Below are 17,277 nucleotides of genomic sequence, written 5' to 3' on the forward strand. Positions count from 1 at the left end.
ACCTTGTCCGACACCGCCGTGATCATCCGACGATCGGTTGGTTAGGTTCACAGAGTCCCGCAACCCAAGAGTGTGGAGTCTGCTGTGAGCACTGCCCTTCTCGACGTGCGCCGCCCCGTCCTCGCCGACCTCGTGCCGGCCCGCGTCTTCCGCGGCGCGGCCGTGCGCGACGCCGCGCTGGTGGTCGGCGCGTCCGCGTTCGTCGGCCTCGCCGCCCAGGTCACCGTCCCCGTGCCCGGCTCGCCGGTCCCGGTGACCGGCCAGACCTTCGCCGTCCTGCTCGCCGGCAGCGCGCTCGGCGCGTGGCGCGGGCTCGCCGCGATGGTGCTGTACCTGGGCCTGGGCGCGGCCGGCATGCCGTGGTTCGCCGAGGGCACCTCCGGCACCGGCTTCCCGACCCTGGGCTACGTGCTCGGCATGGTGGTCGCGGCGGCTCTCGCCGGCTTCCTGGCCCAGCGCGGCACCGACCGCAGCCCGCTGCGCACCGCGGTCACGATGGTGTCGGGCAACGCGGTGATCTACGCCGCCGGACTCACCTACCTCGCGCACGACCTCGGGATCTCGATGTCGCAGGCGTACGAGATCGGCATGCGGAACTACCTGTTCGGCGACGCCGTCAAGATCGCGCTCGCGATGGCGCTGCTGCCCGCCGCGTGGAAGCTGGTCGGCCGGCGCGGCTGACGTTTCGCCGGGATTCGGACCCCGTTTCCCCATGCGCGGGGAGCGGGGTCCGAGTTTTCCTCGCGAACGGCGGTCGCGGGCGCCTAACCTCTGGATATGAGACCGGGGGCAACCAAGCGCATCGTCGTCAGTGGGACCATCGTCGCCTTCCTCATCGTGGCCGGCCTGGGCAACCAATGGGTGTTCGAGGAGTCATGGGGGGAGAGCAGCGACGACCACAAGTGGTACATGGTGCTGCTGCGCATCGTGAGCTTTCCGCTGTGGATCGCGGACAAGGGCGAACTCGGGGACGAGTTGCGCTTCACCTTCACCACAAAGTACGTCGTCGCCGGATACGTCGGCTTCGCGTTGCTGCTCGTGGTGGTCGCCGCCGTGCTGGCGCTCGGCGCGCGGGGCCTGGGCGAGCGCGCGGGCGGGTTCACGGCGTTCGTGCTCGGCTGGTTCTCGCTGGTGCTGGGCGGCACGGTGTTCGGCCTGACCGTGTTCACCATCGTGCACGACGACGACGCGCCCCGTCTGAGTGCCGGGGGCTTCGAGGACGCGATGAGCCAGATGCAGGCCGGGGCCTACTTCGGCGTGCTGACCGGGTGGCTCGTGGGCCTGGCCGCGGTCGCGGCCTACGGGGCGTCGGCGTCGTACGGCCCGCCGCCGGGCCCGCTCGGCGGGGGCGGCTACGTCCAGCCGAACGTGTTCAGCCAACCCACCTCCTACGGCCCCGCCTACGGTGTGCCCAGCGCGCCCGGTGCGCCCGCCGCCCCCGGCCACCCGGGCTACGGCCGTCCGCCGCAGGCCCCGTACGACGCCCCGACCACGATCCGCCCGGCCGGCCCGCCGCCCGCCGCGCCGCCGCGCCGGCCCGGCTCAACGGACACGCCACCCGGTGGATACCGGCCCTGATGGGACGTTCGGGGCCGAGCCTGAGAGACTGCCGCCCATGCGCGTTTACCTCGGCTCCGACCATGCCGGCTACGACCTCAAGCAGCACCTCATCGCGTGGCTCGACGCCAACGGCCACGAGGCCGTCGACTGCGGCCCGGCCGTACAGGCCGACTCCTACGACTACCCCGTGTTCTGCCTCCGCGCCGGAGAGCGCGTCGCGTCCGACCCGGGCAGCCTCGGCGTCGTCCTGGGCGGCTCCGGCAACGGCGAGGCGATCGCGGCGAACAAGGTCAAGGGCGTGCGCTGCGCCCTGGTGTGGAGCGAGGAGACCGCGTCGCTGGCCCGTGAGCACAACAACGCCAACGTGATCTCCATGGGCGCGCGCATGCACTCGCTCGACGACGCCACGAAGTTCCTCGAGGTCTTCGTGAACACGCCGTACAGCGAGGCGGAGCGGCACACGCGCCGGATCAACATGCTCACCAAGTACGAGAACACCGGCGAATTGCCGACCCTGCCGTAGCTCGCGGCGATACCTCCAGGCGCCCTCGATCGGCCGTTCCGATCGAGGGCGTCGGCATGTCGGTGCGGGTCGGTAACGTGGATCCGACACACCACCCCGACTTGCGTCTGCGCTGGAGGCCGCATGCCCGAGGGCCACACCATTCACCGTCTCGCCACCACTCACGAAGAGCGCTTCGGCGGGCTCGCGCTGCGCCTGACCAGTCCGCAGGGCCGGTTCGCGGAGAGCGCGGCGCTGCTCGACGGCGAGCAGCTGGTCGGCACCGACGCGCACGGCAAGCACCTGTTCCTGGAATTCCCCGGCGAGCGCTTCATCCACGTGCACCTCGGGCTGTACGGGCAGTTCTCGTTCGGCGAGGGCGACAAGCTGCCGGACCCGGTCGGCCAGGTGCGGCTGAGGATGGCCGCGAAGGTGCCGGGCGGCGCGACCTGGGCCGACCTGCGCGGGCCGACCGCGTGCCGGCTGCTGGAACGGGCGGAGAAGGACGCGGTGCACGCGCGGCTCGGCCCCGACCCGCTGCGGGCCGACGCGGACCCGGCGGCGGCGTGGCGACGGATCGAGCGCAGCACGAAGCCGATCGGCGCGCTGTTGATGGAGCAGGACGTGCTCGCGGGCGTGGGCAACGTCTATCGCGCCGAGGTGCTCTTCCGGTTCGGCGTGGACCCGCAGCTGCCGGGCAGGCGGCTCGTGCGTGCGACGTGGGACGCGATGTGGGAGGACCTGGTCACGCTGATGCGCGAGGGCGTGCGGCTGGGCCGGATCGACACCGTGCGGCCCGAGCACACCCCCGAGGCGATGGGCCGTGAGCCGCGCAAGGACGACCACGGCGGCGAGGTGTATGTCTACCGGCGCACCGAGGCTCCCTGCCTGATCTGTGAAACCCCGGTCAAGACCGCCGAGTTGGTCGGCCGAAATCTGTTCTGGTGCCCGACCTGCCAGCCGTCGGCGTAACCTCCGGTTGATTCCGGTTCGGTAGTGTCGCGGGGTGGCCGCGCCGACGAGCAGGGGAAATCGGGCAAGCCGGACCGGATGGCGTGCGGCTCCGGCGCGGTGGGGCCGTCGCGTCGTGTCCTGGCTGCGATACCGAGTGTTCCCGTCGGACCATTTCGCGCTCGCCGGGCTGTTGGCCGCGGTCACCGTGAGTGGGCTGCTGTCGGATGTGAACGCGGCGTGGTTTCCGGCGACCATGGCGGTCGTGCCGATCCTGATCGGCGGGCTGGTGCTGCGGATGCCGAGTCTGCTGCTGTTGTACGCGGCGAGTGCCGGCGTGCTGGTCGCGCAGAGCCAGGTGCACGATCCCGACGAGGTCACCCCCGGCACGATCGTGGTGGTCGCGGCGATCGGCGCCATCGTGCTGCTGATGGCGCGGATGCGGACCCGCCTGGGCGTGCAGTGGACACGTGGCGAGTCGATGCTGTTCGACCTGCGGGACCGGCTGCGGGCGCAGGGGGTGATGCCGGTACTGCCGCCGCAATGGCATACCGAGGTGGTGCTGCGGCCCGCCGGGGGTCAGTCGTTCTCCGGCGACTTCCTGGTCGCCACGCGGGGTTCGAGCGGCGGGCGCGTGCTGGAGGTCGTGCTCGTCGACGTCTCCGGCAAGGGCCTGGCCGCGGGCTCGCGGGCGCTGATGCTGTCCGGCGCGTTCGGTGGCCTGCTCGGCTCGCTGCCCCCGCACGGGTTCCTGCCGGCGGCGAACGACTACCTGCTGCGCCAGGAGTGGGCCGAGGGCTTCGCGACGGCCGTACACGTGGTCCTGGACCTCGAATCGGGCGAGTACGAACTCATCTCCGCCGGCCACCCACCGGGCGTGCACTGGATCGCCGGTACCGGCCAGTGGCAGGAGATCGAGGCGGTCGGCCCGCTCCTGGGCGTCATCGAGAACGCGAAGTTCGAGGGCGTGCGGGGCCGGCTGGACAGTGGCGACGCACTCTTGCTGTTCACCGACGGAATGGTCGAACTGCCGGGTGAGGACATCGCCACGGGCATCGACCGCCTCCTGGGCGAGGCCGAGCGTCTGGTGAAGGACGATTTCCACGACGCGGCCCGCCGTATCGTGGCGACGGCGGGCCGAAACGTGGGCGACGACCGAGCGGTGGTGCTGCTGCGCAGGCGCTGAGGCGGGGGTGGGGCAGGCCGGTCCGCCGGGCTGGGCGGGGGTCGCCGCCCACCCCGGTCCGCCGCGGCCGCCCCCTCCGCGGCCGCGACGTCCCACCCCCTTCTCACCCTCACCCCCACACCCCACCCCCGCACCCGGCGGAGTCAGGCCCTTTGGCCGAGCCCCTTCGCGATGCCCAGCGCATGTCGGCCGGCGCTCGCGTGCGCCTCCGCGAGTTGCTCCCTGGCCAGGTCCCGGAGGTCGGCCATCGCGGGATACGCGTGCGCCATGGTCAATTCGGCGGTCGCGAGGCTGACGTCCAGCCCCCAGATGTCGCCGAGTACGCGCTCCAGGTAGGGCGTGGCGTGGTTCCAGCCCTCGCGCGGGGTGCCCGGTGTGTACCCTCCGCCGCGGGCCTCGACCAGCACGGCCGGGCGGCCCGGGAGCAGCGGGATGTTGACGTCGCAGGCTCGACTGTCGGTGATGATCATGTCGATCCACTGCTTGACCTGGTGCGGGACGCCGAAGTTGTACATGGGCACGGCGAAGATGTAGGCGTCCGAGGTGAGGAGCTCGTCGACGAGTTCCGCGGCGAGCGCGGAGGCCGCGCGCTGCTCGTCGGTGAGCGCGTCCTCGGGCGCCACGCGGCGCGCTTCGGCGTCGGGCCAGACCGAGGGCAGCTGGTGGAGTCCGAGATCGCGGTGCACGAACTCCGCGTCCGGGAACTCGCGGATCCACTCCTGCTCCACCACGTCGGCGAGGGCTCGGGTGACGGAACCCTCGATGTGGATGCTGGAATCGAGGCGGAAGAATTTCATGAGCTTTTCCTTGATGGTGATTGCCGTGCGAGAAGCGCGGCCGGATGTTTCGGGCGTGCGGAATCGATTCGCCTCGGGGCGGCGTCGGCGACGACGACCGCCGGCGGCGAGGGCAGGAGTCGATCGGGATTGAAGACAGGCCCTAGGCGAAGAGCCGGTAGGACCCCAGGACGGTGACGGTTTCCGGAGCCGGCGGCTCGGCGAGCCAGTTCGGGAGCCGCCGCTGGAACTCCAGACACTCGGGGATCCCGCGGAGCGGGTTCTCCACGCCCTCGGCGAGTTCCAGCATGTTGACGAACGTCACGCCGTCGGCGAGCTTGCAGGACGCGTAGCGGGCGCCGGTCGGCCGTGCCCTGCGGATCGCGGCGTGCATCGCCTCGATCGCCTTCTCGATGTCGGCGACGTGTGCCTCGTCGGCGGTGAAACGCACCATCTGTAGACTCATTCGTTGTTTCCCATGCTGGTCGGGATCGTCGGGGAGTGATTCGTCTCCTCTTTGACGGATGCCGACCGGGAATGGTGACCGATGAACCGACAAGAGGGGTTGGCGGAGCGCTTCGAGGCCCACCGCGACCACCTGCGCGGAGTGGCCTATCGGATGCTCGGCTCGCTCGACGACGCCGACGACGCCGTGCAGCTCGCCTGGCTGCGGGCCGACCGGGCCGACCTCGACGGGGTCGAGAACCTGGCCGGTTGGCTGACGACGGTGGTCGCGCGCGTATGTCTGGACCTGCTGCGCACTCGGCGGAGCCGTGGCGAGGAACCACTGACCTCGACGGAGGACGCGTTCACCGAACGGCCGGGCGGGACCGAGCCCGAGCACGAGGCGGTGCTGGCCGAGACCGTCGGCCTCGCCTTCCTGGTCGTGTTGGACCGGCTCGGTCCGGCCGAGCGGGTCGCCTTCGTGCTGCACGACCTGTTCGCGGTGCCGTTCGACGAGATCGCGACGGTCGTGGGGCGTACACCGGTGGCCAGCAAGAAGCTCGCCAGTCGCGCCCGGAGCCGGGTGCGCGGAGTGGCGACGGTCGGCGAGGCCGATCTCGCCCGGCACTACACCCTCGTGGACGCGTTCCTCGCCGCCTCGCGCGGCGGTGATCTGGACACCTTGGTCGAACTGCTCGCGCCCGACGTGGTGCGCCGCGTCGACCGCGTCGCGGTGCCGGCCGACACCGCGACCGTGGTCCGCGGCGCCCGTGCCGTGGCGGAGGAGACCCGGGTGTTCGCGCACCGGGCCCGGATCGGCGAGGTGGCGCTCGTGGACGGCGCGCCGGGCATCGTCATGGCACCGGGCGGGCGACTGCGGCTGGCCCTGCGCCTGGTCATCGAGCACGATCGGATCACCGAGATCGACGTGATCGCCGACCCGGCCCGGCTCGACCGACTTGCGCTGGCGGTGGGCCCGCGCTGACCGAGGCAGCGCGGCGGCCGGTGACGACCGGCCGCCGCCGGGGTCGGCCCGCGGGCACCGCCGAGTCAGCCCGTACGCACCGCCAACGCCGCCAACTCCGCGGGCGTGCGCGGGAATCCGCCCTCCGGCAGCAGCCCGTGCGCGCGCAGCACGGCCGCGGCGGCGTGCGCCCACGTCGGGCGCAGGCTGGCCGCGGCCAGCAGTTCGGTGTCCGCGAGCAGATCGTCCGCCGGGCCCGTGTGCAGCCGCCCGTGCGCGAGCACCGCCGCGTCGTCGGCCCAGCGCAGCGCCAGGTCCACGTCGTGGGTGGCCATCACCACCGTCGTACCGGCCTCGCGCAGCTCCGCGAGCGTGTTCAGCAACGCCTCCTGCCCGGCCGGATCCAACCCCGCCGTCGGCTCGTCCAGGACCAGCACCTCGGGTCGCATGGCGATCGCCCCCGCGATCGCGACCCGCTTGCGCTGCCCGAACGACAGCAGGTGCACGGGCCGTTCGGCCAGCGCCGTGATGTCGAGCGCGGTCAGCGCCTCGGCCACCCGCGAGCGCACCTCGGCCGGTTCGAGCCCGAGGTTGAGCGGGCCGAACGACACGTCCTGGGCGACCGAGGCCGAGAACAGCTGGTCGTCGGGGTCCTGGACGACCAGCTGCACGGTCCGGCGCAGCGCGGTCAAACCCTTGCGGTCGTGCCGAATCGGCTCGCCGCGCAGCTCGACGGTGCCCGCGTTCGGGACCAGACCCCCGGTCAGCAGTCGCAGCAGCGTGGTCTTGCCGCTGCCGTTGGGTCCGAGCAGGGCGAGTGCGCGGCCCTGCGCGATGGTGAGGGACAGACCGCTCAGCACGGTCGGTCCGTCCTCGTACGCGTAGCCGATCTCTCGGACTCGCAACGGAATCACGGCAGCACCGAAACCAGGAGAAGGGTGGCAGCGACGACCGCCGCCACGAGGGACAGGGAGTAGGCGACGAAGGCGCGCGAGATCGGCACCTCGTCCACGAGCACGCGCAGGCGTCCGTCGTAGCCGCGCCCCGCGAGGCCCGCCTCCAGGCGCTGCGCCCGCGCGAACGCGTGTACGAACACGGCCGAACCGAGCCCGGCCACCGAGCGCCAGCGCGCCCGCCGGGTCCGATGGCCCAGCCGACCGGCCTGGGCCTGGTTGATCCGCGTGGTCGTGTCGTAGAGCAGGAACAACATCCGGTACATCACCGCGGCCACGTCCACGACCGCCGCGGGCACACCCACCCGGGTCAGCCTGGGCAGTACGTCCGACAGGGGTGTGGTGAACGCGAACAGCAGCATCGCGAGCCCCGCGGCACCGGTGCGCGCGAGCAACTCGCCCGCGTGCCGCGGCCCGTCGTCGGCCCAGCCCACGCCGTCGCCGCCGACGGACACGAGCAGCGTGACCGCGCCGGTCGCGGCGAACCCGAGCGGCGCGCGGGCCGCTCGCCACAGGCGTCGGGCCGGCACCGCGGCGAACCCGAACGCGACGACCAGCACGGTCACCGCGACCAGGACCGCGCCGGGCCAGGGCGGCAAGGCCACCGCGCACCCGAGCAGCCCGAAGGAGAGCACGGCCTTCTCGGCCGGATGGCGACGCCGCCACGAACTGGCGTGCGCCGCCGCGTCGATCGGCAGCACGGGTCAGCGCCCCGCGGCCGATACCGGGGTCTCGTCGGCCGTCGCCTCGTCGTCGGGGGTGTCCGCCGCCTCGGGAGCCAGTCGCCTGCGGGTGCGGACCACGCCGAACATGTACCCGACCACGCCCGCGCCGAGCGCCGCCTGGAGGGCGAAGAGGCCGGACTCGATCTCATCGGACGGGGGTTCGTACAGCGGGCTGAACCACGGTTCGTAGCCCGGGTCGTTCTCGGTGATCGCGGTCTCCGCCTGGCTGTCGGCGCCCGTGAACGGATCGTCCTTGTGGTCGCCCATCCCGAACACCACGGGCAGCGCCGCGAGCAGCACCACGACCAGCACGATCAGCAGGTTGATCTTCGTCGACCGCTTCACTTGGCCTTCGCCTCCTCGGACCCGACCCGCACGACGCCCAGCCGGATCAGATCGCCGCGGCTCGACTGCCGCAGCAGCCGTACGACGAGGACCGTCAGCAGGCCCTCGCTGACCGCGAGCGGGATCTGGGTGAGCGAGAAGATGCCGCCGAACTTGGCCAGTGCGCCGAGGAATCCGCTGTCCGGGTCCGGGAAGGCGAGCGCGAGTTGCACGCTGGTGACGCAGTAGGTGCTCAGGTCCGCGACGAAGGCGCCCATGAACACCGCGACGTCCAGCGGCAGCGTGCCCTCGCGCCGGTCGAGCAGCATCCGGGTCAGTCGATAGGCGCCGTATCCGGCCCACGGGCCGACGATCGCCATCGAGAACACGTTGGCGCCGAGTGTGGTGAGCCCGCCGTGCGCGAGCAACAGGGCCTGGAACAGCAGGGTGATCGTGCCCAGCACGGCCATGATCGGCGGCCGGAACAGGATCGCGCCCAGCCCGGTACCGGTCGGATGCGAGCAACTGCCGGTGACGGACGGGATCTTGAGTGCGGACAGCACGAACGAGAACGCGCCGGACGCGCCCAGCAGCAGGGTGTTCTCGGGTCTGTCGCGGACCTCGCGGGTGAGCGCGCGGGCCCCGTAGACGACGAACGGGGCAGACGCGACGCCCCAGGCGGCGGCGTGTTCCCAGGGCAGATAGCCCTCGGCGATATGCATGAGGAAGGGTCCCTCTCCAACACCTCGTGGACGGACGATCGCCGTGGCCGGTCTCCTGGCTGACGGGTCGTACGTTCACGTCTCCGCCTTCCCGGGGCCGCAAGCGGTCCCAGTGGCTTCCCCGAGGCGACGAATCAACGTTTCGGCGGGGATGGAGGAGAACTTCCCGATCACAGTGGCGAGGGCCGCGCCGGCATCGAACCGGCTTCCCGAGCACCACGGCGAGCCGACACTAGTGGTCGGATGGACATGGCGACAAGGTGGCAATTGCGATCCGTGTGCAAGGCCACAATTGGGACGGAGTGCGCGGGAATGTCGACTTTCTCGGGTGTCGGTGCCGGTGCCGGGGGCTCGGAGGTGCGGGGGTCCGCTCAGTCGAGGCCGGGGCCGCGACCGCGGACCACGAGCGTGCGCGCGACCCGGTCGCCGACGCGCTGGCGGCGCTCGCTGGTGAGCACCGCGGTGAGTCCGACCGCGCCCAGCGCGAACGCGTCGACCACCAGCAGCAGCCAGCGGACCCCGAGTTGGCGCCGGGACGCGCGGCCGCCGGAGACGTCGACCACGCGGATGCCGAACAGCTGCATGCCCCACGTGCGCCCGTCGTGCTCGGCGGGCCGCAGGACCCAGTACCAGAGCAGGATCGCGGCGGCGGCGCAGACGACGCCGGCCGTGATCGTCGCGGTCAACGGGCCGCTGCGGATCGAACCGTCGGCGTGCGTGGGCAGCAGCACGAACAGGAACATCGCGGCACCGGGCAGGAAGGTGGAGGCGATCGCGTCCAGCACGAACTGGGCGATCCGGCGCACGAGCAACGAGGGATCGACGGTGCGCTCGGCCGCGGGCAGCCACACCGTGGCCGAGACGGGCCGCGCTGACCGCGTGAATAGCTGCGGAAGGCTCCGTTCGTGCATGCCCTTGTACTTTCCGCAAGCGGGCCGGTTGATTCCCGGTGCGGCCGGATATCGCCGAGATTGCGCCCGGTCGGCGGATACCGGGACCGATCGGCGGGCGCGGGCGGCGTGTGTGGCGGGCGCGTGCGCCGGGCGGCGTGCGGCGGGCGCGGGCCCGGTGGTCAGCTCGCGGACTCCATCGGGCCGTGGACGCCGAACAGGTCCGGCTCGGAGCGGCTGATCACGTCGTACAGCGGCTTGTAGTTGATCCACGCGACGGTGTCGTTGCCGAGCTGATCGCGGGTCAGCCTGGCGTTCTCCGGCGAGATCGGCTTGAGCTCGCCGGCCGCCTGTGCGAGCAGCTGGACCTGGCAGGAGCGCTCCATCGTGATGAACCACCACGCCGCCGCGTCGACCGACTGTCCGACGGTGAGCAGGCCGTGGTTGCGCAGGATGAGCGCCTTGCGCGCGCCGAGCGTGCGGGCGATCCGCTTGCCCTCCTCGGCGTCCAGCACGACGCCCGCGTAGTCGTCGAACAGTTCGTGGTCCTCGTAGAACGGACACACGTCCTGGGTTATCGGTTCGAGCCTGATCCCGAGAGCCGATATCGCGCGCCCGTGGGTGGAGTGGCTGTGCGCCGCCGCGACCACGTCCGGCCGAGCCGCGTGGATCTGCGAGTGGATCGCGAACGCGGCCTGGTTGACGTGGAATCGGCCCTCGACGACCTGTCCCTCGTGGTTGACCAGGATCAGGTCGTCGACGGTGATGTGCTTGAAGGACATGCCGAAGGGGTTGACCCAGAAGTGGTCCGGGAACTCGGGGTCGCGCGCGGTGATGTGTCCCGCGACGCCCTCCTCGAAGCCGAACCGGCCGAACAGCCGCAGGGCGGCGGTCAGCCGCTCCTTGCGGTGCCGGCGCTCCTGCTCGACGGTCTCGAACACGGGGGGCAGCGCGAAACTCAGATCCGTCGGCGACACCGGCTGCGGCTTCGCGGCCGGTTCGGGCCGCGTGTCCTGGGGTCGGGGCGTTTCGGTGGCGGACATGTCCATCTCCTCGGGCTCGGGTCGCGCGCGGGGCCGCCTGTGACGCTACCCGTGGGTCACATCCGCTGGACAGTCCTCGCCGGCCCCCGCTTGCGGGAAGTCGCGGATTTTAGCGTCCGGAGGTCATCGGGACCGGGTTTCCGGAAAATAACCGAATTTTGCTTACCAGGATCCCGGGGCTGCTTCTACGCTGCCGTCCAGTGAACCCGAGCGGTCGCGTTCGAATTTCCGAGCGGGCATTGTGGGCCGGCATTGCGAGTCGGCGGCGCGAGGCTCGTGATGTCGAACTCACGGTCGGGTGCGCGAAAGAGCGACACACAAAGCAATGGGCGCACACACGGGGGAAGGGGCGCGTGACTTGAGCGGCGGGGGCGTGAATGCGATGGAGATCGCGAGCAGCGGCCCGCAAGCCGTTCTGGGAATTCCCTTGTTTGTGCGCGGTGATCAGGCGAACCCGCGTACGAGGGCCGAGGCGGGCAGGTGCGGACCGGCCTCGAAGGGGCCGGTCTCGAGGGAGTGGGCGGAGATGGCACAACCCCCGCGCCGGTCGAGGCCGGCCCGGCGCAGCTCAGCCGACCCGTCGACCGAATCCGCCGCCGAACGGACCCCAGTGATCGAGGCCGATCCCATCGAAGCTATCGAGGTCGATCCAAACGCAATGCCCCAGGTCGACCTCGTCGACACGGTCGACGCCGGCGCGGAGACGACAGATGTCCCGTCGCCGGAGGGTGAGCCTGGCGGAATCCACCGGAAAGCCGCACCGCCGATCGCCCCGGAGGCAATCATGGCCAATATGGAAACGGCCCTCAAGGAAGCATTGACGATCGAGGGTGCCGTGGGGGTGGCCCTGGTCGACTATACGAGCGGAATGGCGCTTGGAGTTCTCGGCGGCAGCAAGGAACTCGATCTCAACGTCGCCGCCGCGGGAAACACCGACGTGATGCGCGCGAAGATGCGCACGATGGAGATGCTCCATCTCGGCGATCAGATCGAGGACGTCCTGATCACGCTCGGCAAGCAGTACCACGTGATCCGACCGCTGAGCGGTCGCGCCGGCAAGGGCCTGTTCCTGTACCTGGTGCTGATCAAGGACCGCGCCAATCTCGCGCTGGCCCGGCACAGTTTGAAGCGTATCGAGGAGGAGATCGAGGTCTGAGTTCGAACCCGGCGACGTGTCGAGGCTCGACGTCGGGATTCGCAGGCCCATCCTCGATACCCCTGGCGCCCACCGCCACCCCCGTGCGGAGGGCGCCATCGGGGTGTCCGGGGACACGTGCGACGGGCCTGGTCTCCCTGCCTCGTCTCGGATATGACGGTACGTCAGATGTACTGTCGACCATCGACTTCGTACATCGCGGACATATCGCGTAGATGTGCCGTCGGCGTCGCGTGGACGCCGCGTACATCGAGTCCTCCGAGGAGTCGCATGCTGTCGGGCGAGAAGATCCTGATCACCGGTCCCGCGGGCCAGATCGCGTACCCGCTGACCGAGTTCCTGGCACGGGACAACGAGGTATGGGGCATCGCCCGCTTCTCGAACGCCGAGGACCGCAAGCGCGTGGACGCGCTCGGGGTGACCACCCGGTCCGTCGACCTCGGCTCGGGTGATTTCGACGAGTTGCCCGCGGACTTCACCTACGTCCTGCACCTCGCGACCTTCCAGGGCCCGGGCCTGGACTACGACGAGGCGCTGCGGGTCAACGCCGAGGGCACCGGGCTGCTGCTCCAGCACTGCCGGCGGGCGAAGGCGGCCCTGGTGATGTCCACCGCGTCGGTGCTCAAGCCGCACGAGGACCCGATGCACGTGTTCAAGGAGACCGATCCGCTCGGCGACTCCAACGTCTCGCACGCGCCGACGTACTCCGTGTCCAAGACCGCCGAGGAGGCGGTGTCGCGCTACTGCGCCCGCGCGTTCGACCTCCCCGTCGTGATCGCCCGGATGAACGCCTCCTACGGCCCCAACGGCGGCCTGCCGACGATGCACCTGGACGCGATGCTGGCGGGGCGGCCGATCGTGACGCGCTGGGACCCGTGCATGTACAGCCCGATCCACCAGGACGACATCAACGGCCAGACCGCGGCCCTGCTCGACGCCGCGTCCACGCCGGCGACGGTGGTCAACTGGGGCGGCGACGAACCCGCGAGCGTGCAGGAGTGGGCCGCCCACATGGCCGAGCTGAGCGGCCGGCCGGCCGAGGTCGTGGTGCGCGAACAACCGGGCACGCTGCGTGGCCAGGTGCAGGACACCACCAAGCGCGCGGCGATCACCGGGCCGTGCACCGTGGGGTGGCGCGCGGGTCTGGCGGATGTGTACGCCGGGCGACGCGGCGATTCGGCCTGACCGGGACGGGCAGCCTCAGGCTGTGCTCGATAGCGTCGGGTCTTCACGGCTCACTCCCGTTCACCCCCGCCGTCCCGGAGCGCTCGACGAGTTCGGATCGCGCCGTTCGGAGCGGCATTACGCAGGAAGGACAACGATCATGGGCATCCTCGACACCCCCATCGCCACCTTGGAGGGGGAGACCACGACCCTGGGCGGTGTGACCGAGGGGAAGGTCGCGCTGGTCGTCAACGTCGCGTCCAAGTGCGGGCTGACCCCGCAGTACACCGGCCTGGAGGAACTGCAGAAGGAACTGGGCGCGCGCGGCTTCACCGTCGTGGGCGTGCCGTGCAACCAGTTCATGGGCCAGGAGCCGGGCAGCGCCGAGGAGATCCTCGAGTTCTGCTCCACGACCTACGGTGTGACGTTCCCGCTCACCGAGAAGATCGACGTCAACGGCCCGGACCGGCACCCGCTGTACGACGTGCTCGCCGCGGCGTCCGACGCCGAGGGCACCGCGGGCGACGTGCAATGGAACTTCGAGAAGTTCCTGCTCTCCGCCGAAGGCGCGATCGTGGGCCGCTTCCGCCCGCAGACCGACCCGCACGACCCGAACCTGATCGCCGCCATCGAAAGCGTCCTCCCGAAGTAACGCCCCCCGATTCGTCCTCAAGCACCGGACGGCCCCTCACCCCGTCCGATGCCCCTCAGAGCCCGTCCGGCGCTTGAGGACGAACCGCCCGAACCCGAAGCGGTTCGGCGCTTGAGGACGAAGCCAACTCAGCCGGTCCGGCGTTTGAGGACGAAAGCCAATCCAGCCGGTCCGGCGTTTGAGGACGAAAGCCAATCCAGCCGGTCCGGCGCTTGAGAGCGAAGCCAACTCAGCCCGTCCGGCGTTTGAGGACGAAGCCAATCGAGCCCGTCCGGCGCTTGAGGACGAAAGCCAATCCAGCCCGTCCGGCGTTTGAGGACGCCCGGCAGCCGCCCCGGCCCAGCCGCTAGACAACCGCCCACACGGCCGTGGCATCGTCACACACCTTGCCCCGAGGCCACCGCACCCCATCCGAGTCGGACGCCTCCGCCGCCCGCACCCGCGCGAGCAACTCCGCCGGACCGAAGTGCCGCAGCGTCGTCATCAGCCGGTCCCAGTCGCTCAGCCCGAACCGATCGACCAGCCGACTGGCCCCACCGCTCAGCGCCGCCAGCCCCCGCACCTCGCCCATCGCCATGCTGCCCGTCAACGCCTCGCCCGCCGCCGCCGGATCGGCCGCCGCGACCCAATACCCGCCGGGCGCGTTCCGCGCCGCCCGCAGCGCGCCCGCGTACTCCTGATGCGCCGTCATGTACTCGGGTGTGCCCACCGGATAGCCGTCCCGGACTCGGCGCAACGGCGTGCCGATCACGTCCGTGCGGTCGTCGGTGATCACCACGAGGTCGTCGTCGCGCTCGACGAGCAGGGTCGAGTCGGACAGCACCAGGTATTCGAGCCGATCCCCGAGAACCCGCGCCACGACGGCGGTCGCGGCGGGCGCGTCCGGCCGGGCCAGGTCGCAACCGTCCACGTGCAACGCCGCGGTGTCCTCGATCGCGTCGTGGAGGCACTCGGCGAGCGAGCGGTCCGGACGCCCCCCGCTGTGCGTGAAAAGCGCGGACCCGAGCCGCTCGACGAACCACGGGACACCGTGCTTGCAGCCGTTGTCGGAACTCGACGTCACACCGTCGAGCAGTACCAGCGTCGTGGGTCCCACGACGACGAAATCCTCGTTCGGTTTGCCCGGATGACCCGGTTCGGTCGCGAATTCCACGCGCATCGCGGACATCCCTCCCTTTTAGGTGCCACGCCGTACGGCTGCCCAGCGTCCGGGGGTGGGAAACGGCCAATGATCATGCCCTGTGCGGCGGATGGGCCGGGAAGTTCACAGCGGTTTCACACAACGGTTTCGCGCGAGGTCTCGTGCGGGGTCTCGTGCGGGGCGGGGGAGAGCCCCTAATGTCTGGCTTCGAACCACGTTCCTGTCCCGGTTTCTACGCGCGTCACCCGTATGCGCGCGTCATCCGAAGGGATCCCATGTTCGTGATTAGACGACGCCGCGGTCGCCTCGCTCTGACCGGCCTGGTCGCCGCGAGCCTGTTCGCCGCCGGCGGCACCGCGTCGGCCGACATGCGCGCCGACCACGGCCGGCCCGCGCGCACGATGGACCTCCAACTGCTCGCGCTCAACGACCTGCACGGCAACCTGGAGGAACCGCAGGGTTCTGCCGGCAACGTCACCGAGATCGGTCCCGACGGCAAGCCCGTCTCGATCCCGGCCGGCGGCATCGAGCACCTCGCGACACAGTTGCGCGAGGCCCGCGCGCAGAACCCGAACTCGCTGACCGTCGCGGCCGGCGACATGATCGGCGCGAGCCCGCTCCTGTCGGGTCTGTTCCACGACGAGCCGACCATCGAGGCGCTCGACAAGATCGGCCTCGACGTCACGTCCGTGGGCAACCACGAGTTCGACGAGGGCCGCAAGGAACTGCAGCGCATGCAGTACGGCGGTTGTCACCCGACGGACGGCTGTTACACGCCCGGCCGCACCTTCAAGGGCGCCGACTTCGAGTACCTCGCCGCCAACGTGCTCGACGAGCGCACCGGTCTGCCGATCCTGGCACCGGTGAGCATCAAGAACGTGAACGGCGCGCGCGTCGGCTTAATCGGCATGACGCTCGAAGGCACGCCGGACATCGTCACGGCCGAGGGCGTCAAGGGTCTGAAGTTCAAGGACGAGATCAAGACCGCCAACAGCATCGTGCCGTGGCTGCGGCTGTTCGGCGTCGAGTCGATCGTGGTCCTGCTGCACGAAGGCGGCCTGCCCGCGAGCAACGCGTACAACTACGACTGCAACGCCGGTGGCAATCCGGGCCTGTCCGGTCCGGTCGTCGACATCGCCAAGGGTCTCGACCCGGCGATCGACCTGGTCGTCACGGGCCACACGCACCAGGCGTACGCGTGCAACATCCCCGACCCGGCCGGCAAGCCGCGGATGGTCACGAGCGCCTCGTCGTTCGGCAAGGTGTACACGCAGATCGACGTCACCTACGACAAGAACACCCGCGACATCGTGCGCACCTCGGTCAAGGCGCAGAACCACGTCGTGCGTCGCGACACGCCCAAGGCGCCGGACCTGACCAACCTGCTCGCCGATTGGCAGAAGCTCGCGGCGCCGGTCGCGAACCGATCGATCGGGTACATCTCCGCCGACATCCGCGGCCGCGGCGCGACCACGCCCGAGCAGCCGTTGGGCGATCTGATAGCCGACGCGCAGTTGGAGGCGATGGCGCCGGCCGACAAGGGCGGTGCGCAGATCGCGTTCATGAACCCGGGCGGCATCCGATCCGACCTGCAATACGCGGCGGCGGGTGCCGAAGGGGACGGCGTCGTCACCTACGGCGAGGCGTTCACGGTGCAGCCGTTCACCAACATGATGCACACCGTGGACCTCAAGGGGCAGGCGATCCTGGACCTGCTCGCGCAGCAGTACACGGGCGGCAACGCGGCGAGCCCGAAGGTCCTGCAGATCTCGAAGGGCCTGACCTACACGACCGATCGGTCGAAGACGGGCGCGGACAAGATCGTGCCGGGCAGCGTCAAGCTGAACGGGGTCGCGATCGACCCGGCGGCGACCTACAAGGTCGCCGCGAACGAGTTCCTCTCCGGTGGTGGCGACGGCTTCACGGCCTTCAAGACCGGCACGAACAAGCTGGTCGGCTCGTCCGACCTGGACGCGCTGCTCGGCTACTTCGCGGCGCACTCGTCGGCGGGCGCGCCGATCGTGCCGCCGGCGGCGGACCGGATCACCTTCATCGGGTAGAGCGGCTCGCACCATCGTCGGGAAGGCCCGGTCCCCTGGTGGGGATCGGGCCTTCTTGACGCGC

General features: G+C 70.7%; 19 protein-coding genes and 1 riboswitch. Of the genes, 10 read left to right on the forward strand and 9 right to left on the reverse strand.

The genetic code is table 11. The features are described 5' to 3' along the window. The first annotated feature begins 84 nt into the window (after nt 1-84). From OG928_RS22675 to OG928_RS22695, 5 genes are all read left to right on the forward strand, one after another. Nucleotides 85-681 (forward strand): biotin transporter BioY, encoded by a 597-nt coding sequence (locus OG928_RS22675; protein WP_406286668.1) that lies wholly within the window; start codon nt 85-87, stop codon nt 679-681. A 96-nt stretch (nt 682-777) separates the two neighbouring features. Next, the gene (locus OG928_RS22680) at nt 778-1,578 is read left to right on the forward strand and encodes a hypothetical protein (protein WP_406286670.1); all 801 of its coding nucleotides are present in this window, start codon (nt 778-780) and stop codon (nt 1,576-1,578) included. Between the two features lie 37 nt (nt 1,579-1,615). Next, nucleotides 1,616-2,083, forward strand: coding sequence for a ribose-5-phosphate isomerase (locus OG928_RS22685; protein ID WP_406286672.1), 468 nt, complete (start codon nt 1,616-1,618; stop codon nt 2,081-2,083). Nucleotides 2,084-2,206: 123 nt separating this feature from the next. Then, nucleotides 2,207-3,034: an Fpg/Nei family DNA glycosylase gene (locus OG928_RS22690; protein ID WP_406286674.1), complete on the forward strand. Its 828-nt coding sequence runs from the start codon at nt 2,207-2,209 to the stop codon at nt 3,032-3,034. 115 nt (nt 3,035-3,149) lie between these two features. Beyond that, nucleotides 3,150-4,199 (forward strand): PP2C family protein-serine/threonine phosphatase, encoded by a 1,050-nt coding sequence (locus OG928_RS22695; protein ID WP_406286675.1) that lies wholly within the window; start codon nt 3,150-3,152, stop codon nt 4,197-4,199. Between the two features lie 143 nt (nt 4,200-4,342). On the opposite strand, the gene OG928_RS22700 is transcribed toward OG928_RS22695, so the two are convergent. Both OG928_RS22700 and OG928_RS22705 read right to left on the reverse strand, forming a co-directional pair. After that, entirely contained in the window at nt 4,343-4,996 is a 654-nt protein-coding gene (locus OG928_RS22700; RefSeq protein WP_406286677.1) for an FMN-dependent NADH-azoreductase, read from the reverse strand. Between the two features lie 142 nt (nt 4,997-5,138). Continuing rightward, nucleotides 5,139-5,429 carry a hypothetical protein gene (locus tag OG928_RS22705; RefSeq protein ID WP_406286679.1) on the reverse strand — a complete coding sequence of 97 codons (291 nt, stop codon included), beginning with the start codon at nt 5,427-5,429 and terminating at the stop codon, nt 5,139-5,141. Between the two features lie 93 nt (nt 5,430-5,522). Here OG928_RS22705 and OG928_RS22710 point away from each other — a divergent pair, with 93 nt between their 5' ends. Then, entirely contained in the window at nt 5,523-6,404 is an 882-nt protein-coding gene (locus tag OG928_RS22710) for a sigma-70 family RNA polymerase sigma factor (protein WP_406286680.1), read from the forward strand. A gap of 65 nt (nt 6,405-6,469) precedes the next feature. On the opposite strand, the gene OG928_RS22715 is transcribed toward OG928_RS22710, so the two are convergent. From OG928_RS22715 to OG928_RS22740, 6 genes are all read right to left on the reverse strand, one after another. Continuing rightward, nucleotides 6,470-7,297, reverse strand: a complete 828-nt coding sequence (locus OG928_RS22715; protein WP_406286682.1) for an energy-coupling factor ABC transporter ATP-binding protein — start codon at nt 7,295-7,297, stop codon at nt 6,470-6,472. Beyond that, nucleotides 7,294-8,037, reverse strand: coding sequence for a cobalt ECF transporter T component CbiQ (gene cbiQ, locus OG928_RS22720; protein ID WP_406286685.1), 744 nt, complete (start codon nt 8,035-8,037; stop codon nt 7,294-7,296). The genes OG928_RS22715 and cbiQ overlap by 4 nt, the downstream gene beginning before the upstream one ends. 3 nt (nt 8,038-8,040) lie before the next feature. After that, entirely contained in the window at nt 8,041-8,406 is a 366-nt protein-coding gene (locus OG928_RS22725; RefSeq protein ID WP_406286687.1) for an energy-coupling factor ABC transporter substrate-binding protein, read from the reverse strand. Continuing rightward, nucleotides 8,403-9,107 (reverse strand): energy-coupling factor ABC transporter permease, encoded by a 705-nt coding sequence (locus OG928_RS22730; protein WP_406286689.1) that lies wholly within the window; start codon nt 9,105-9,107, stop codon nt 8,403-8,405. Before OG928_RS22730 ends, OG928_RS22725 begins: the two co-directional genes overlap by 4 nt. 27 nt (nt 9,108-9,134) lie before the next feature. Continuing rightward, nucleotides 9,135-9,343, reverse strand: a riboswitch (cobalamin riboswitch). Nucleotides 9,344-9,478: 135 nt separating this feature from the next. Beyond that, nucleotides 9,479-10,018 (reverse strand): RDD family protein, encoded by a 540-nt coding sequence (locus OG928_RS22735; protein WP_406286691.1) that lies wholly within the window; start codon nt 10,016-10,018, stop codon nt 9,479-9,481. A 161-nt stretch (nt 10,019-10,179) separates the two neighbouring features. Continuing rightward, a complete protein-coding gene (locus OG928_RS22740) occupies nt 10,180-11,040 on the reverse strand; it encodes a class II aldolase/adducin family protein (protein WP_406286693.1) in 861 nt (286 codons plus the stop codon). A 784-nt stretch (nt 11,041-11,824) separates the two neighbouring features. On the opposite strand from OG928_RS22740, the gene OG928_RS22745 reads away from it, so the two are divergent. The 3 genes from OG928_RS22745 (at nt 11,825) to OG928_RS22755 (ending at nt 14,012) form a co-directional block, all read left to right on the forward strand. Continuing rightward, nucleotides 11,825-12,196, forward strand: coding sequence for a hypothetical protein (locus OG928_RS22745; protein ID WP_406291135.1), 372 nt, complete (start codon nt 11,825-11,827; stop codon nt 12,194-12,196). Between the two features lie 270 nt (nt 12,197-12,466). Then, nucleotides 12,467-13,381 carry an NAD-dependent epimerase/dehydratase family protein gene (locus tag OG928_RS22750; protein ID WP_406286695.1) on the forward strand — a complete coding sequence of 305 codons (915 nt, stop codon included), beginning with the start codon at nt 12,467-12,469 and terminating at the stop codon, nt 13,379-13,381. A 139-nt stretch (nt 13,382-13,520) separates the two neighbouring features. Continuing rightward, complete coding sequence (locus tag OG928_RS22755; RefSeq protein WP_406286697.1) at nt 13,521-14,012, forward strand: glutathione peroxidase; 492 nt, start codon at nt 13,521-13,523, stop codon at nt 14,010-14,012. 346 nt (nt 14,013-14,358) lie between these two features. Here the strand turns inward: OG928_RS22755 and OG928_RS22760 are convergent, their stop codons facing one another. Further along, the gene (locus OG928_RS22760) at nt 14,359-15,171 is read right to left on the reverse strand and encodes an integrase (RefSeq protein WP_406286700.1); all 813 of its coding nucleotides are present in this window, start codon (nt 15,169-15,171) and stop codon (nt 14,359-14,361) included. A gap of 257 nt (nt 15,172-15,428) precedes the next feature. Between OG928_RS22760 and OG928_RS22765 the strand changes: the two genes are divergently transcribed. Then, on the forward strand, nt 15,429-17,213 hold the full coding sequence (locus tag OG928_RS22765) for a bifunctional metallophosphatase/5'-nucleotidase (RefSeq protein ID WP_406286702.1): 1,785 nt from the start codon (nt 15,429-15,431) through the stop codon (nt 17,211-17,213). The last annotated feature ends 64 nt before the right edge of the window (nt 17,214-17,277 follow it).

The organism is Embleya sp. NBC_00896, assembly GCF_045207785.1.
Lineage (GTDB): Bacteria > Actinomycetota > Actinomycetes > Streptomycetales > Streptomycetaceae > Embleya.

What these genes read in the sequence shown, in the direction of transcription:
- OG928_RS22680 (WP_406286670.1), top strand. Translation starts at nt 778, where the DNA reads ATGAGACCGGGGGCAACCAAGCGCATCGTCGTCAGTGGGACCATCGTC.
- OG928_RS22685 (WP_406286672.1), top strand. Translation starts at nt 1,616, where the DNA reads ATGCGCGTTTACCTCGGCTCCGACCATGCCGGCTACGACCTCAAGCAG.
- OG928_RS22690 (WP_406286674.1), top strand. Translation starts at nt 2,207, where the DNA reads ATGCCCGAGGGCCACACCATTCACCGTCTCGCCACCACTCACGAAGAG.
- OG928_RS22700 (WP_406286677.1), bottom strand. Translation starts at nt 4,996, where the DNA reads ATGAAATTCTTCCGCCTCGATTCCAGCATCCACATCGAGGGTTCCGTC.
- OG928_RS22705 (WP_406286679.1), bottom strand. Translation starts at nt 5,429, where the DNA reads ATGGTGCGTTTCACCGCCGACGAGGCACACGTCGCCGACATCGAGAAG.
- OG928_RS22710 (WP_406286680.1), top strand. Translation starts at nt 5,523, where the DNA reads ATGAACCGACAAGAGGGGTTGGCGGAGCGCTTCGAGGCCCACCGCGAC.
- OG928_RS22730 (WP_406286689.1), bottom strand. Translation starts at nt 9,107, where the DNA reads ATGCATATCGCCGAGGGCTATCTGCCCTGGGAACACGCCGCCGCCTGG.
- OG928_RS22735 (WP_406286691.1), bottom strand. Translation starts at nt 10,018, where the DNA reads ATGCACGAACGGAGCCTTCCGCAGCTATTCACGCGGTCAGCGCGGCCC.
- OG928_RS22740 (WP_406286693.1), bottom strand. Translation starts at nt 11,040, where the DNA reads ATGTCCGCCACCGAAACGCCCCGACCCCAGGACACGCGGCCCGAACCG.
- OG928_RS22745 (WP_406291135.1), top strand. Translation starts at nt 11,825, where the DNA reads ATGGCCAATATGGAAACGGCCCTCAAGGAAGCATTGACGATCGAGGGT.
- OG928_RS22750 (WP_406286695.1), top strand. Translation starts at nt 12,467, where the DNA reads ATGCTGTCGGGCGAGAAGATCCTGATCACCGGTCCCGCGGGCCAGATC.
- OG928_RS22755 (WP_406286697.1), top strand. Translation starts at nt 13,521, where the DNA reads ATGGGCATCCTCGACACCCCCATCGCCACCTTGGAGGGGGAGACCACG.
- OG928_RS22760 (WP_406286700.1), bottom strand. Translation starts at nt 15,171, where the DNA reads ATGCGCGTGGAATTCGCGACCGAACCGGGTCATCCGGGCAAACCGAAC.
- OG928_RS22765 (WP_406286702.1), top strand. Translation starts at nt 15,429, where the DNA reads ATGTTCGTGATTAGACGACGCCGCGGTCGCCTCGCTCTGACCGGCCTG.